12 protein-coding genes are annotated in these 14,069 nt (G+C 71.0%); 8 read left to right on the plus strand and 4 right to left on the minus strand.

What is annotated here, in order from left to right:
• Positions 1-9: 9 nt before the first annotated feature.
• From MJ607_RS04780 to MJ607_RS04795, 4 genes are all read right to left on the minus strand, one after another.
• Entirely contained in the window at positions 10-1,614 is a 1,605-nt protein-coding gene (locus MJ607_RS04780; protein WP_243074378.1) for a xylulokinase, read from the minus strand.
• Positions 1,611-2,360, minus strand: coding sequence for an L-ribulose-5-phosphate 4-epimerase (locus MJ607_RS04785; protein WP_243074379.1), 750 nt, complete (start codon positions 2,358-2,360; stop codon positions 1,611-1,613). Before MJ607_RS04785 ends, MJ607_RS04780 begins: the two co-directional genes overlap by 4 nt.
• 114 nt (positions 2,361-2,474) lie before the next feature.
• The gene (locus tag MJ607_RS04790; protein WP_243074380.1) at positions 2,475-3,392 is read right to left on the minus strand and encodes an aldo/keto reductase; all 918 of its coding nucleotides are present in this window, start codon (positions 3,390-3,392) and stop codon (positions 2,475-2,477) included.
• 37 nt (positions 3,393-3,429) lie between these two features.
• Positions 3,430-4,446, minus strand: coding sequence for a LacI family DNA-binding transcriptional regulator (locus MJ607_RS04795; protein WP_243074381.1), 1,017 nt, complete (start codon positions 4,444-4,446; stop codon positions 3,430-3,432).
• Positions 4,447-4,571: 125 nt separating this feature from the next.
• Between MJ607_RS04795 and MJ607_RS04800 the strand changes: the two genes are divergently transcribed.
• From MJ607_RS04800 to MJ607_RS04835, 8 genes are all read left to right on the plus strand, one after another.
• Positions 4,572-5,558 (plus strand): oxygenase MpaB family protein, encoded by a 987-nt coding sequence (locus MJ607_RS04800; protein WP_243074382.1) that lies wholly within the window; start codon positions 4,572-4,574, stop codon positions 5,556-5,558.
• 12 nt (positions 5,559-5,570) lie between these two features.
• A complete protein-coding gene (locus tag MJ607_RS04805) occupies positions 5,571-6,416 on the plus strand; it encodes an NAD(P)-dependent oxidoreductase (protein WP_243074383.1) in 846 nt (281 codons plus the stop codon).
• A gap of 330 nt (positions 6,417-6,746) precedes the next feature.
• Positions 6,747-7,736 (plus strand): ABC transporter substrate-binding protein, encoded by a 990-nt coding sequence (locus MJ607_RS04810; RefSeq protein WP_243074384.1) that lies wholly within the window; start codon positions 6,747-6,749, stop codon positions 7,734-7,736.
• 91 nt (positions 7,737-7,827) lie between these two features.
• Entirely contained in the window at positions 7,828-9,363 is a 1,536-nt protein-coding gene (locus tag MJ607_RS04815; RefSeq protein ID WP_243074385.1) for a sugar ABC transporter ATP-binding protein, read from the plus strand.
• Positions 9,360-10,400: an ABC transporter permease gene (locus MJ607_RS04820; protein ID WP_243074386.1), complete on the plus strand. Its 1,041-nt coding sequence runs from the start codon at positions 9,360-9,362 to the stop codon at positions 10,398-10,400. Before MJ607_RS04815 ends, MJ607_RS04820 begins: the two co-directional genes overlap by 4 nt.
• Positions 10,397-11,416, plus strand: coding sequence for a sugar ABC transporter permease YjfF (locus MJ607_RS04825; protein ID WP_243074387.1), 1,020 nt, complete (start codon positions 10,397-10,399; stop codon positions 11,414-11,416). Before MJ607_RS04820 ends, MJ607_RS04825 begins: the two co-directional genes overlap by 4 nt.
• Before the next feature lie 53 nt (positions 11,417-11,469).
• On the plus strand, positions 11,470-12,981 hold the full coding sequence (locus MJ607_RS04830; protein ID WP_243074388.1) for a sugar ABC transporter ATP-binding protein: 1,512 nt from the start codon (positions 11,470-11,472) through the stop codon (positions 12,979-12,981).
• Positions 12,974-14,008 (plus strand): LacI family DNA-binding transcriptional regulator, encoded by a 1,035-nt coding sequence (locus MJ607_RS04835; RefSeq protein WP_243074389.1) that lies wholly within the window; start codon positions 12,974-12,976, stop codon positions 14,006-14,008. The genes MJ607_RS04830 and MJ607_RS04835 overlap by 8 nt, the downstream gene beginning before the upstream one ends.
• Positions 14,009-14,069 lie beyond the last annotated feature (61 nt).

Below are 14,069 nucleotides of genomic sequence, written 5' to 3' on the forward strand. Positions count from 1 at the left end.
CAGTGGGGGTCAGAGAGCGGAGACGGCGGCGGCTTCGACGGCGAGCCCCGCCCGGTAGCGGTCGAGGTAGGCGGCGAAGCCGGCGACATCGGCGGGGTCGGGGTCGACGGTGTCGATCGGGGCGTCCGCGAAGACGGAGTTCCGAAGGTAGGCGCCGAGATCGGATTCGGATGCGCCGGCGAAGGCCGCGAGCACCGCGATGCCCCACGCCCCGCCCTCGGACGCCGTCTCTCCGACGGCGACGGGAGCGCCGAGCGCCCCCGCGAGGAAGCGCTGCGCGACCCCGGCCGTCCGGAAGATCCCGCCGTGCGCGAACATCGTGTCGAGCGCGACCTTCTCGCCGTGCAGCACCTGCATGCCGAGGGCGAGCGTGCCGAACACGCCGTACAGCTGCGCGCGCATGAAGTTCGGAAGCGTCAGTCGGCTGTCGGGCGTGCGGACGAAGAGCGGCCGCCCCTCGTCGAGGCCCGCGATCGGCTCGCCCGCGAGGTGGTTGTACGCGAGCAGTCCCCCGGCATCCGGTTCGCCCTCGAGCGCCTCGCGGAACAGCGCCTCGAACACGGCGTCGCCCTCGAGCGGCGCGCCGGCGGCGGCCGAGAAGCGGCCGAAGAGCCCCGCCCACGCGGCGAGCTCGCTCGCGCCGTTGTTGCAGTGGACCATCGCGACAGGGTCGCCCGCGGGCGTCGTGACGAGGTCGAGCTCGTGGTGCACCTCGGCGAGCGGGCGCTCGAGCACGACCATCGCGAAGATGCTCGTGCCGGCGCTCACGTTGCCCGTGCGCGGCGCGACGGAGTTCGTCGCGACCATGCCCGTGCCGGCATCCCCTTCGGGAGGACAGAACGGGATGCCGGGCCGCAGCGCCCCCGTCGGGTCGAGCAGGGCCGCGCCTTCGGCGGTGAGCTCACCGGCGGGCGCCCCAGCGGGGAGCGCCTCCGGCAGCAGGTCGGCGAGGCCCTTCGCGAGGCCCGAGCCCGCGACGAGGGCGTCGTACTTCTCGACGAGCGCCGCGTCGTAGGTGCCCGTCGCGGAGTCGATCGGGAACATGCCCGAGGCGTCGCCGACGCCCAGGACGTCACGGCCCGTCAGCGCGCGGTGCACGTACCCCGCGAGCGTCGTGACGGAGCGGATCGCGGGCACGTGCGGCTCGTCGTCGAGGACGGCCTGATCGAGGTGCGCGATCGACCAGCGGAGCGGGATGTTGACACCGAACAGCTCGCTCAGGCGAGCGGATGCCGCACCCGTCGTCGTGTTGCGCCACGTGCGGAACGGGACGAGCAGCTCGCCCGCCTCGTCGAACGCGAGGTAGCCGTGCATCATCGCCGAGACGCCGATCGCGCCGACGGTCTCGAGCGCAGCGCCGTGCTTCTGCTGCACGTCCGAGACGAGGTCCGCGTAGGCGGCCTGGAGGCCGGACCAGACGGACTCGAGCGAGTACGTCCACACGCGGTCCTGGAACTCGTTCTCCCATTCGTGGCTGCCGACGGCGAGCACGGCCTGCGTCTCGGCGTCGATGAGGCACGCCTTGATGCGCGTCGACCCCAGCTCGATGCCGAGGGCCGTGCGGCCTTCGCGGATCGCCGCGGCCGAGGCATCCCCGGTCTCAATGCCGGTCATCGCCGCTCGTCCCCGCTCTGTCCGTAGACGTTCTGGTACCGGTCGTAGAGGCTGTCGATCGCCGACTGCGGGATCGGGATGAGCGGGCCGGCCTCGCGGGCATAGTGCACGGTGCGCGCGACGTCCTCGACCATGACGGCGGCCTTGACGGCGTCCTTCGCCGACGTGCCGATCGTGAAAGGCCCGTGGTTCTGCATGAGCACGGCACGGCTGCGGTGGCCCGTGAGCGTCTCGACGATGCCGCGCCCGATCGAGTCGTCGCCGATGATCGCGAACGGACCGATCGGGATGGGTCCGCCGAACTCGTCGGCCATCGCCGTGATGACGCACGGGATCTCTTCGCCGCGCGCGGCCCACGCGACCGCGAAGGTCGAGTGCGTGTGCACGACGCCGCCGACGCCGGCCATGTTGCGGTAGACGTACGCGTGCGCCGCCGTGTCGGAGGACGGGCTGCGCTCGCTGCCGGGGGTGCCGGGGATGACGTTGCCGTCCAGGTCGCACAGGATCATGTTCTCGGCCGCGAGGTCGTCGTAGCTCACACCGCTCGGCTTGATGACGAACAGGTCGGCGCCCGGCACGCGGCCTGAGACGTTGCCGCCCGTCCACACGATCAGGTTGTAGCGCACGAGCTCGGCGTGCAGCGCCGCGACATCGGCGCGCACCGCCGCGATCGCGGCTTCGATCTCGGGGCTGAAGGGGGCTGCCGGCGGCTGTGCCGGGTCAGTCACGGTCACGGGTTCCTCCATCGGGACTCACAGGCGGGGCAGGATGCCGTATCCGCCGCACAGCGATGTTACCGGTAACATCCATTCGGCGCCACTGCGGATCGCGCGCGGCCTGTCCGACGACCCACGGGGAGTTCAGGCGAGCAGCGTGGAGAGCTCGTCCCACAGCGCGTCGGGGATCTCGACCTCGGCGTTTGCGACGAGCTCGTCGACCCGCTCGGGCGACGAGACGCCGACGAGCGTCGACGAGACACGGGGATCGCGCGTCGAGAACTGCAGGGCCACGGCCGTCAGCGGAACCCCGTGGCGCTCGCTCAGCGCGCGCAGCCGCTCGGTGCGGGCGACGATCTCGTCGCTCGGCTCGCCGTACTGGTAGCGCGGCCGGGCGGCAGCGGGCTTGGCGAGCATGCCGCTGGCATAGGGCGCCGCGTTGACGTAGACGAGACCCGCCTCGAGGGCATGATCGATGAGCGGGCTCGCGGAGCGATCCAGCAGCGTGAAGCGGTTGTGGTTGAGCAGGATGTCGAACACGCCCGTGTCGACATACCGCCGCATCACCGCGAGGTCTCCGCCCGCGACGCCGATGCGATCGACGACCCCGCGCCGCTTGAGCTCGACCATGGCATCCACGGCGCCTCCCGGAGCGGTGAGGTCGTCGAAGTCGAAGTGCTCGGGGTCGTGGAGGTGGAAGACCGGCACGCGGTCGAGGCCGAGACGCTCCATGCTCTCGGCGAACGACTGCAGCACGCGCTCGCCGGTGAAGTCCTTCGAGCCGGGTGCCGGGTCGGCCTTCGTCGCGATCGTGAACCCCTCGGGCAGGCCGCCGGCTCGCCGGATCACCTCGCCGATGCGTCGCTCACTCTCCCCCGCGCCGTAGTTGTTCGACGTGTCGAGGAACGTGATGCCGGACTCGAAGGTGCGCACGACGGTCTGTATCGCGCGCTCCTCGGCCACGTCGTAGCCGTAGACCTGCGGCATCCCGCCCAGAGGGCTCGTGCCGACGCAGAGATCCGAGACGGACGGCCCCTCGGGGCCGAGGCGGGTCTGCTTCATGGGTGACTCCTTTGTCTCGCTCAACTCCATGGTGGGGTCAGTCGGGCTTCCGCCGGGGTCCGGAAGGGGCGGAAGTGGATGCCCGCACGATGAGCGCCGGTGGGGTGGGCGGCGTGGGCTCTGCGAGCTGGAGCACCTCGGCGACGCAGCGGCGCGCCTCGCCCGCGAGGTCGAGATGCACGGTGGTGAGCGAGGGGCGGTAGAACGCGGCATCCGGGTTGTCGTCGAAGCCCGCGATGCTCACGTCGCGCGGAACCTGGATGCCCTGCTCCCGGAGCCCCGCGATGAGTCCGAGCGCCATCTGGTCGTTCGCCGCGAGGATCGCGGTCGGTCCGTCAACCGCCCGGACGTCTGCCGCGATCCCGGGTCCGAGGGTCGACGCCGTCTGGGCCGTCCAGTCACCCTCCCAGCGGCGGACCTCGACGAGGCCGTGCGCCTGGACCGCCCGCTCGAAGCCCCGGGCGCGCGCCGCCGCCTCGAGCCAGTCGGCGGGACCCGCGAGCAGCGCGACCCGCGTGTGGCCGAGCGTCGCGAGATGCGCGACGACGAGACCCACGCCCTCCTCCTGCGCGTCGGTTCCCGGACCCCCGTGCAGCGCGCTGAGCGGCACGCCCAGCGAGCGCCCCGCGAGCGACTCGAGCGACCGCGCGTGCGGTGCGAGCACGACGATCCCATCGACGCCCTGCGCCAGGAGGCGCTCCGCCGCGTCGTCGACGGATGCCTCGTCTGCGGCATCCGCGTACGCCGTCGCAACCCAGCGGCCCGCCTCGCGAGCCGCCGCCTCGAGAGCCGCGATGCCGACCGACGGCCCGTACAGCGTCGCGTCCGAGGCGATGACGCCGAGCGTTCGGGTCGTCCGGGTGCCGAGCGCCCGCGCCGCGTTGTTGACGCGGTAGCCGAGCGCCGCCATCGCCTCGAGCACGCGGCGCCGCGTCTCGGGTCGGATGCTGGGATGCTCGTTGATCACCCGCGAGACCGTCTGCGACGAGACGCCCGCGAGCTGCGCGACCTCGCGCACCCCGACGCGGCCCGTGCGGGTCCCGGCTTCGCTCATGCCGTCCACGGTAGTGGGGAGGACGCGGCATCCGTCTCCCTCGACTCTGCCGGCCGTTCCCCGCAGACCTTCGCTCCGCGCACCCGGCGGCTCCGAGCGCCGCAGGAGGTGCGAGGCTTGAGGGCATGCAGGCCACGCGGACGACACCGGATGCCGCGCCCTTGCGTCCGGGACGGCTCGCGGCGCTCCGCTCCCGCCTGCTCACGGCGGTCTCGGGCGATCCCGACGGCGCTCCCGCGTGGGTGCTCGCGCTCGCCGAGGGCGACGACGAGGGGTACTTCGTCGAGGACGGCCCGGCGTGGACGGTGCACGAGGGCACCGCGACGTTCGTGGCCGGCATCCGGGCGCTGCTTCTTCAGGCGCTGCATCCGGGACCCATGGCGGGCGTGCACGACTGGTCGCGCTATCGCGAGGATCCGCTCGGGCGCCTGTCGGGCACTGTGCGCTGGATCCTCTGTCTGACGTACGGGTCGAAGACCCAGGCCGACGCCGAGACCGCCCGCGTGGGCAGGTTCCATGCCCGCGTGAACGGCTCGTACGTCGACGGCGCGGGCGCGGAGCGCGCCTACTCCGCCGCCGACCCCGACCTCGCGGACTGGGTGCACCTCGCCTTCACCGACGCGTTCCTGACGTGCCACGAGACCTGGGGGCGCCCGATCCCCGGCGGCGCCGACGCCTATGTCGCCGAATGGGCGCTCGCGGGCAGGCTCATGCGCGTCCAGGATCCGCCCACGTCCCGCGCCGAGCTCCACGCCCGCATGGACGGGTATCTCGAGCGGGGCGAGCTGCGCGGCGACGAGCGCGCCCGCGACGTCGTGCGCTTCCTGCGGAAGCCGCCGTTCGCAGGGCGGATGGGCTTCGCGTACCGGATGCTGTTCGCCTCAGCCGTCGCGACGATCCCGCGCCGCTATCGCCGGCTGCTCGGCGTGCGCCGCACTCCCCTGCCCGTCATCACGGCGACCCGCGTCGTCCTGGCCGTCGCCGAGCGCGCGCTCACCTCGGGCGGCCCGCGCGCGAACGACCGGGCCCGCGAGCGGCTCCGCCGCCTCGAGCGCGAGGGACGAGCCGCACCCGATCCCGGCGAACCCGGCGCCCGCCCCGCGAGCGCGTGACAGGCTGGGGGCATGCGCATCGCCCTCACCGGCTCATCCGGCAAGCTCGGCACCGTCGTCCTGCGCGAGCTGCGCGCCGCGGGGCATGACGTCGTCGGCCTCGACGTCGTCGGCACACGGGGCCCCGGCTTCCTGCGGGTCGACCTGACCGACTACGGCGCCGTCGTCGACGCGCTCTCGGGCGTCCACGGAGAGTCGGGCGGCTTCGACGCCGTCGTACACCTCGCGGCGATCCCCGCACCGGGCATCCAGAGCGACATCGCGACCTTCCGCAACAACATCCTCACGACGTTCGACGTGCTCTGGGCGGCGGTGCGGCTCGGCATCCGGAACATCGTCTACGCGTCGAGCGAGACGGTGCTGGGCCTCCCCTTCGACACCGATCCGCCCTACATCCCGGTCGACGAGGAGTACCCCGCGCGACCCGAGTCGGTGTACTCGCTCGTCAAGCACCTCGAGGAGCAGCTCGCGATCGAGCTCGTGCGGTGGCATCCCGATCTCTCGATCACGGCTCTGCGCTACTCGAACGTCATGGATCCCGAGGACTACGCCGCGTTCCCGTCGTTCGACGCCGACGCACGGGCGCGCAAGTGGAACCTCTGGGGCTACATCGACGCGCGCGACGGCGCACAGGCGGTGCAGAAGGCTCTGGATGCCGCTGCCCCCGGCTTCGACCGGTTCATCATCGCCGCAGCCGACACGGTCATGACGCGCCCCAACGGCGAGCTCGTGGCGGAGGTCTTCCCCGGCGTCGAGCTCAAGGGCGATCTCGGCGTGAACGACACGCTGCTGTCGATCGACAAGGCGCGACGCGTGCTCGGCTTCGAGCCGCGCCACTCCTGGCGCGACCACGTCTGAGCTCTCCCACGCGACTTCGCACCACGCGGGCGTGAGCCCCTTTCACCGCCTCCGCGACCCAGCCGCGGGTGGCGCGCAGCCGCGCCACGATCACATGGATGGCGGGATCGCTCCCATCGGAAATGTGATCGCTAACGGTTCGAACCGATTCGACATTCGCGCACCGTGCCGAAGAGGTACCGGGATCACGGCCCCGTTACGGAAATGTTATCGCTCACATGTTGCGCGGATGCGGAATGTGAAGGCTAACATTCAAGCCAACGAGCCACCCCCGGACGGCTCGCAGGTATGCACCGGCGCTGATGCCGGTTCCAAACAAGGAGGTTTTGGATGAACAGGAAGTTCCTCGCCGGCGCAGCAGTGCTCGGCGCACTCGCTCTCGTCGTCACCGGATGCTCGAGCAGCTCGGGCGGCGACGGCGGCGCGTCGGGAGACTCCGGCGACGGCACGGTCACGGTCGGCTTCGCGCAGACCGGCTCGGAGTCGGGCTGGCGCTCGGCCAACACGGAGTCGATGAAGGAGGCGTTCTCGGCGGAGAACGGCTTCGACCTCATCTTCAACGCCGCCGACAACGACCCGGCAGCGCAGATCGCGGCCGTCCGCGACTTCATCAACCAGGGCGTCGACGCGATCGTCATCGCGCCGATCGTCGAGGACGGGTGGGACGACGTCCTCCAGGAGGCCTCGGATGCCGGCATCCCGGTCGTCCTCGAAGACCGCACCGTGACCTCGCCGGAAGACCTCTTCGCGAGCTGGGTCGGTCTCGACTTCAAGAAGGAAGGCACCACGGCCGGCGAGTGGGCCGCCGAGAACTTCGGCGACACCCCCACGAAGATGGTGGTGCTCGAGGGCACCACGGGCTCCGCACCCGCCAACGACCGTGCCGAGGGGTTCGATGCGGCCATCAAGGGCACGTCGATCGAGAAGATCGACTCGCAGACCGGTGACTTCACGCGCGACGGCGGCAAGACCGTGATGGAGGGCTTCCTCCAGAAGTACGGCCTGGACGGCATCGACCTGCTCTACGCGCACAACGACGACATGGCGCTCGGCGCGATCGAGGCGATCGAGGCCGCCGGCGGCGTCCCCGGAGAAGACATCAAGATCATCTCGATCGACGCGGTCAAGGACGGCATGCAGGCCCTCGTCGACGGCAAGATCAACTACATCGTCGAGTGCAACCCGCTGCTCGGCGAGCTCGCGGCAGGCCTCGTCACCGACGTGCTCGACGGCAAGGACGTCGAGAAGAAGGTCTACGTCGAGGACCAGAGCTTCACGCAGGAGCAGGCCGCCGAGGTCATCGACTCGCGCGCCTACTGAGCTCGTCCCCGACAGCACGAACCGGCACGCGCCGGGGGCGGACCACCACCGCTCCCGGCGCTGCCGACTCGACACGGAAAGGCCAGACCGCATGCCCGCGGACACCCACGTCCCCCCGGTCGTCGACATGACCGGCATCACCATCCGCTTCCCCGGAGTGCTCGCCCTCGACGGCGTCGACTTCCGGCTGTATCCCGGCGAGGTGCACTCGCTCATGGGCGAGAACGGCGCCGGCAAGTCCACCCTCATCAAGGCGCTGACGGGCGTCTACCCGATCGACGCGGGCGAGATCGTCGTGACCGGCACGGCGCGCGTCTTCGGATCGACGGCGGATGCGCAGGATGCCGGCATCTCGACGGTCTACCAAGAGGTGAACCTCTGCGCGAACCTCTCGGTCGGCGAGAACGTCATGCTGGGCCATGAGCCCCGCACGGGCCGAGGGATCGACTGGAAGGCGAGCCACCGGCAGGCGGCATCCCATCTGGAGAGCCTCGGGCTCGACGTCGACACGCGCTCGATCCTCTCGACCCACTCGATCGCCGTGCAGCAGCTCGTCGCGATCGCCCGCGCCATGGTGCTCGACGCCAAGGTGCTCGTGCTCGACGAGCCGACCTCGAGCCTCGACCGCGATGAGGTCGAGAACCTCTTCTCGGTCATCCGCGATCTGCGCGACAAGGGCGTCGCGATCCTGTTCGTCAGCCACTTCCTCGACCAGGTCTACGAGATCTCGGACCGCATCACGGTGCTGCGCAACGGGCGCCTGATGGGCGAGCACCTTGCCACCGACCTCCCCCGCGGAGCGCTCGTGACCCAGATGATCGGGCGGGAGCTCGACGAGCTGACGGCCCTCTCGTCCGTCGCGGACCGCGCGATCGACCGCACCGGCACACCCGTCCTGCGCGCGAGCGGGGTCGGACGGCGCGGCGTGCTCGAGCCCGTCGACGTCGAGGCCTTCGAGGGTGAGGTCGTCGGCATCGCGGGGCTCCTGGGCTCGGGCCGCACCGAGCTCGTGCGCCTCCTCTACGGTGCGGACCGCGCCGAGTCGGGCGAGATCGAGATCCGGGGCGTGCCGACGCGGATGACCTCTCCGCGCCTCGCCATGGAGCGCGGGATCGCCTTCTCGTCGGAGAACCGCCGCGCGGAGGGCATCATCGCCGACCTGACCGTCGCCGAGAACATCACCCTCGGAATCCAGGCGCGCCGCGGTTCGATGCGCCGGATCCCGCGTGCGGAAGCGGAATCTATCGTCGTGGACTACATCGAGGCGCTCGGCGTGCGTCCCGCCGACCCCACGATGCTCGCGGGCAATCTATCCGGCGGCAACCAGCAGAAGGTGCTGCTCGCCCGCTGGCTCGCGACCGCGCCCGCCCTGCTCGTCCTCGACGAGCCGACCCGCGGCATCGACGTCGGCGCCAAGGCCGACATCCAGCGGAAGGTCGCCGAGCTCAGCGCCCAGGGGCTCTCGGTCATCTTCATCTCGTCCGAGCTGGAAGAGGTGCTGCGGCTCGCGCAGCGCGTCATCGTCATGCGCGACCGGCGCAAGATCGGCGATCTCGCCTCGCGCGACCTCGACCTGGACGGACTCATCGACTACATCGCGAACAAGAACGAGGACAGCGCCGCATGAAGAAGATCGTGAGGCACCGCCTGTTCTGGCCGGTGGTCGCCCTTCTCACCCTGATCGTGATCAACACGATCGCCCGCCCCCAGTTCATCCTCGTGACGGTCCGCGAGGGAGAGCTCTACGGCGCCCTGATCGACATCCTCCGCAACAGCGCACCGCTCATGCTCGTCGCGCTCGGAATGACGATCGTGATCGCGACGCGCGGCATCGACCTCTCGGTCGGCGCCGTCATGGCGGTCTCGGGCGCCGTCGCGCTCACGATCATCGACGGCTCCGCCGATCCGGGCAGCGTCGGCACCGTCGCGGTCGCCGTGCTCGCCGCGATCGCCGTCTCCCTCGTGCTCGGGTCGTGGAACGGCTTCCTCGTCTCGATCGTGGGCATCCAGCCGATCATCGCGACCCTCGTGCTGATGCTCGCGGGACGCGGCGTCGCCCTGCTCATCACGGGCGGGTTCATCACGACGGTCAACAGCGCGCCGTACTCGTTCATCGCGACGGGCTACCTCGTCGCGCTCCCCGTCGCGTTCCTCATCGCAGCGTTCGCCGTCGCGACCCTCGCGGTCGTCGAGCGGCGCACGGCCCTCGGCGTGCTGACCGAGGCGGTCGGCATCAACCCCGAGGCGAGCCGCCTCGCGGGTGTGCGTGCGCGCGGCATCATCTTCAGCGCATACGTGCTCTCGGGCGTGCTCGCGGGCGTCGCAGGCATCATCTACAGCGCCAACATCCGCGCCGCCGACGCGAACGCCGCCGGCCTGTTCATCGAGCTGTACGCGATCCTCGCCGTCGTCCTGGGCGGCACGTCGCTGCTCGGCGGCAAGTTCACGATCGCCGGCACCGTCGTGGGCGTCCTCACGATCCAGACATTGGAGTCCACCATCCTGTTCCTCGGCGTCCCCTCCGCGCAGAGCCCCGTCTTCTTCGCGATCGTCGTCATCGTCGTCGTCGTCGTCCAGTCGCCCCGGCTGCACGCCTGGGTGCGCGGCATCCTGAAATCGCGCGCGGGTGCCGGCGCCACGCGCAAGGTGGGGGTGGCATCGTGACGACGCTCGAGACACCCGTCCGGCGCACCGTGACGATGTCGGACCGCTACGCGACCTTCATGAGCCGGCACGCCTCGCTCGTGCCCACGTTCGCGGCGATCGTCATCCTGATCGTGCTCCTCATCGGGGCGCAGGTGCGCTTCGACAACTTCCTGACGCCCCGCAACATGTCGGCCCTCCTGCTCGACAACGCCTACCTGCTGGTCCTCGCGGTCGGACTGACGCTCGTCATCGTGACGGGTGGGATCGACCTGTCGGTCGGTTCGGTCATGGCGTTCACCGGCATCCTGTGCGCGAGTCTTCTCTCCTCGGGGCTGCCTGCCTACCTCGCGATCCCCATCACGCTCCTGGGTGGGGCCGTCATCGGCCTGCTCATCGGTGTGCTCGTGCAGTTCTTCAACGTGCAGCCGTTCATCGCGTCGCTCGCGGGACTCTTCCTCGCGCGGGGTCTCGCGTTCGTCGTGAGCCTCTCGTCGATCCGCGTCGAGGACCCGGCCGTGCTGTGGCTGCAGCGCACGCGCTTCACGATCGGCGAGTGGTACATCACCCCGACGGGGATCATCGCGCTCTCGGTGGTGGGGCTCGGGTTCTTCGTCATGCAGTGGACGCGCTTCGGCCGCACGATCTACGCGATCGGCGGCGCCGAGCAGTCGGCGCGGCTCATGGGGCTCAAGGTCGGCCGCACGAAGGTCGTCGTCTACGTCATCAGCGGCCTCTGCGGAGGGCTCGCGGGGCTCCTGCTGACGGCGTACTCGGGCGCGGGGTATCCGCGCAACGGCATCGGCACCGAGCTCGACGCGATCGCGGCCGTCGTCATCGGCGGGACGCTGCTCACGGGCGGCACGGGCTACGTGCTCGGCTCGCTCGTCGGCGTGCTCGTCTACGGCACGATCAAGAAGCTCATCTCGTTCATGGGCGCGGAGCAGGCCTGGATGCAGATCATCATCGGCGGCATCCTGCTCGTCTTCATCGTCGTGCAGCGCGTCATCGTCGCCCGGTCGCAGCGACGGACGTAGCGGCGCCGGTGTCGTCGACGCGGGTGGGGCCCGCCGCTCGGGATAATGGCGTGATGGACAGGGCCCCGCTGCTGCAGCTCACCGGTGGCACGGTGCGCTTCGGAGCGGATGCCGCGATCGACGGCGTCGACTTCCGGCTCTTCCCCGGCGAGGTCCACTCGCTCATGGGCGAGAACGGAGCCGGGAAGTCGACGCTCATCAAGGCGATCACGGGCGCGATCCCCCTCGACGAGGGGGTGCTCGTGCTCGCGGGCGAGACGGTGCGCTTCGCGAACCCGCACGCCGCGCAGCATGCGGGCGTGAGCACCGTCTACCAGGAGATCGATCTGCTGCCGAACCTTTCGGTGGCCGAGAACATCTCGCTGGGCCGCGAGCCGCGCCGGCACGGTCGCATCGACTGGCGCGAGATGCGGCGGCGCGCGCGCGAGGTGCTCGCCGACCTGGGCCTCGACATCGACCCCGCCTCGCTCTTGGACACGCACTCGCTCGCGGTGCAGCAGCTCGTCGCGATCGCCCGGGCGATCTCGACCGATGTCAAGGTGCTCGTGCTCGACGAGCCGACCTCGAGCCTCGACCTCGACGAGGTCGCCGAGCTCTTCCGCGTCGTCCGGGATCTCAAGCAGCGGGGCGTCGCGATCCTGTTCGTGTCGCACTTCCTCGACCAGGTGTACGAGCTGTGCGACCGCGTCACGGTGCTGCGCGACGGCAAGCTCGTGGGCGAGTACCTCACGCGCGAACTGCTGCGCATCGATCTCGTCCAGGCGATGCTCGGCCGGAGCGCCGCAGCGCTGCACGCCCGCCCGCCCGTCGCGCGCGAGGAGTCGCGCTCGCCCTTCCTGAGCGCCCGCGGGCTCACGCGGCGCCCCGGCATCGCCGATGCCGACATCGACCTCTTCGAGGGCGACGTCCTCGGGGTCGCGGGGCTGCTCGGCTCGGGGCGCAGCGAGACGGCGCGCGGCCTGACGGGGATCGACCGGCTCGACGCGGGCGTCATCCGCATCTCGGGCAGCCCCGTGAGCCTCGGCAGCCCGCGCAAGGCGATGTCGCTCGGCATCGTCTACTCCTCGGAGAACCGGCGGTCCGAGGGGATCATCGGCGACCTCAGCGTGCAGGAGAACATCACCCTCGCGCTGCAGGCCGATCGCGGCGTCTTCCGCCGGATCCCCGCGACCCGGCGGCGCGAGCTCGCGGCGAGCTGGGTCGAGGCCCTCGACATCCGTCCCCCGGATCTCGACCGCCCCGCCGGCACGCTGTCGGGAGGAAACCAGCAGAAGGTCCTTCTCGCGCGCATGCTCGCCCTCTCTCCGCGCGTGCTCGTCCTCGACGAGCCGACGCGCGGCATCGACGTCGGCGCGAAGGTCGAGATCCAGAACCTCGTCGGCGAGATGGCGGGCAACGGGCTCTCGGTCATGTTCATCTCGGCAGAGCTCGAAGAGGTGCTGCGCGTCGGCGACCGCGTCGCGATCCTGCGCGACGGCCGCGTCGTCGAGACGATCGACTCCGACCAGCTGACGGTCGACTCGCTGCTCGCCCTCGTCGCGCGACCCGAGGACGCCGATGGCTGACGGCAGGGTCGCGGGCGGCGACGACGCAGCGGCACGCCCGTCGAACATCTTCGACGTCGCGCGCCTCGCGGGCGTCTCGCACCAGACGGTGTCGCGCGTGCTCAACGACCTGCCGAACGTGCGCCCGGCGACCCGCGCGCGCGTCGAGCAGGCGATCGCGCAGCTGCGGTACAGCCCCTCGCCGGCAGCCCGCGCGCTCGTGACGCGCCGCACGCGAACGATCGGGCTGGTGACGCCGGGCGTCTCGGACTACGGCCCCACGTCGATCGCGATGAACTTCACATTCGCGGCCCGCGCCGCCCGCTACAACGTCGAGACCGTGAGCTCGCTCGACGCCGACGTCGCGAGCGTGCGCGAAGCCGTCGAGGGCCTGCTCCGCCAGCGCGTCGACGCGATCGTGCTCATCGTCGTCGACATCGCGGTGCTCGAGGCCGTGCGGGCGCTCGACCTCAGCATCCCCGTCGTCGCAGCCGCCTCGACGGCCCGTCGCAGCCCCCTCATCGTCTCGATCGACCAGTACCGCGGCGCCCGCTCCGCCGTACGCCACCTCGCCGAGCTCGGACACGAGCGCATCCTGCACCTCGCCGGCTCCACGCAGGCCTCCGACGCGATCGAGCGTGTGCGCGGCTGGCGCGACGAACTCGCGGCCCACCGCCTCGCCGTCGTCGAGCCCACGCACGGCGACTGGAGCGCCGCGAGCGGCTACCGCGTCGGCGCGACACTCGACATCGCCCCGGGTTCGGCGATCTTCGTCGCCAACGACCACATGTCGATCGGCCTGCTCTCGGCGCTGCGCGAGCGCGGGCTGCGCGTACCGGAGGACATCAGCGTCGTCGGCTTCGACGACGTCCCCGAGGCCGGCTACCTGTACCCCGCCCTCACGACCGTCCGCCAGGACTTCGCGGCGCTCGGCGAGCTCATCATGCAGAAGGTGCTCATCGCCGTCGAGGAGCCCGAGAGCGCGACCGAGGACACCCCCCTCCCGACGCACCTCATCGTGCGCCAGTCCACGAGCGCACCCCGCTGACCGGCGCGGTTCGATCCGTGCGCGCCTAGGCTCGAGAGCATGGGACGACGGATGCTGCGCC

This window comes from Microbacterium sp. SS28, from assembly GCF_022761035.1.
GTDB lineage: Bacteria > Actinomycetota > Actinomycetes > Actinomycetales > Microbacteriaceae > Microbacterium.

Excerpts from the sequence above, each read along its gene's own strand:
- MJ607_RS04780 (WP_243074378.1), bottom strand. The coding sequence starts at position 1,614 with ATGACCGGCATTGAGACCGGGGATGCCTCGGCCGCGGCGATCCGCGAA.
- MJ607_RS04785 (WP_243074379.1), bottom strand. The coding sequence starts at position 2,360 with ATGGAGGAACCCGTGACCGTGACTGACCCGGCACAGCCGCCGGCAGCC.
- MJ607_RS04790 (WP_243074380.1), bottom strand. The coding sequence starts at position 3,392 with ATGAAGCAGACCCGCCTCGGCCCCGAGGGGCCGTCCGTCTCGGATCTC.
- MJ607_RS04795 (WP_243074381.1), bottom strand. The coding sequence starts at position 4,446 with ATGAGCGAAGCCGGGACCCGCACGGGCCGCGTCGGGGTGCGCGAGGTC.
- MJ607_RS04800 (WP_243074382.1), top strand. The coding sequence starts at position 4,572 with ATGCAGGCCACGCGGACGACACCGGATGCCGCGCCCTTGCGTCCGGGA.
- MJ607_RS04805 (WP_243074383.1), top strand. The coding sequence starts at position 5,571 with ATGCGCATCGCCCTCACCGGCTCATCCGGCAAGCTCGGCACCGTCGTC.
- MJ607_RS04810 (WP_243074384.1), top strand. The coding sequence starts at position 6,747 with ATGAACAGGAAGTTCCTCGCCGGCGCAGCAGTGCTCGGCGCACTCGCT.
- MJ607_RS04815 (WP_243074385.1), top strand. The coding sequence starts at position 7,828 with ATGCCCGCGGACACCCACGTCCCCCCGGTCGTCGACATGACCGGCATC.
- MJ607_RS04820 (WP_243074386.1), top strand. The coding sequence starts at position 9,360 with ATGAAGAAGATCGTGAGGCACCGCCTGTTCTGGCCGGTGGTCGCCCTT.
- MJ607_RS04830 (WP_243074388.1), top strand. The coding sequence starts at position 11,470 with ATGGACAGGGCCCCGCTGCTGCAGCTCACCGGTGGCACGGTGCGCTTC.
- MJ607_RS04835 (WP_243074389.1), top strand. The coding sequence starts at position 12,974 with ATGGCTGACGGCAGGGTCGCGGGCGGCGACGACGCAGCGGCACGCCCG.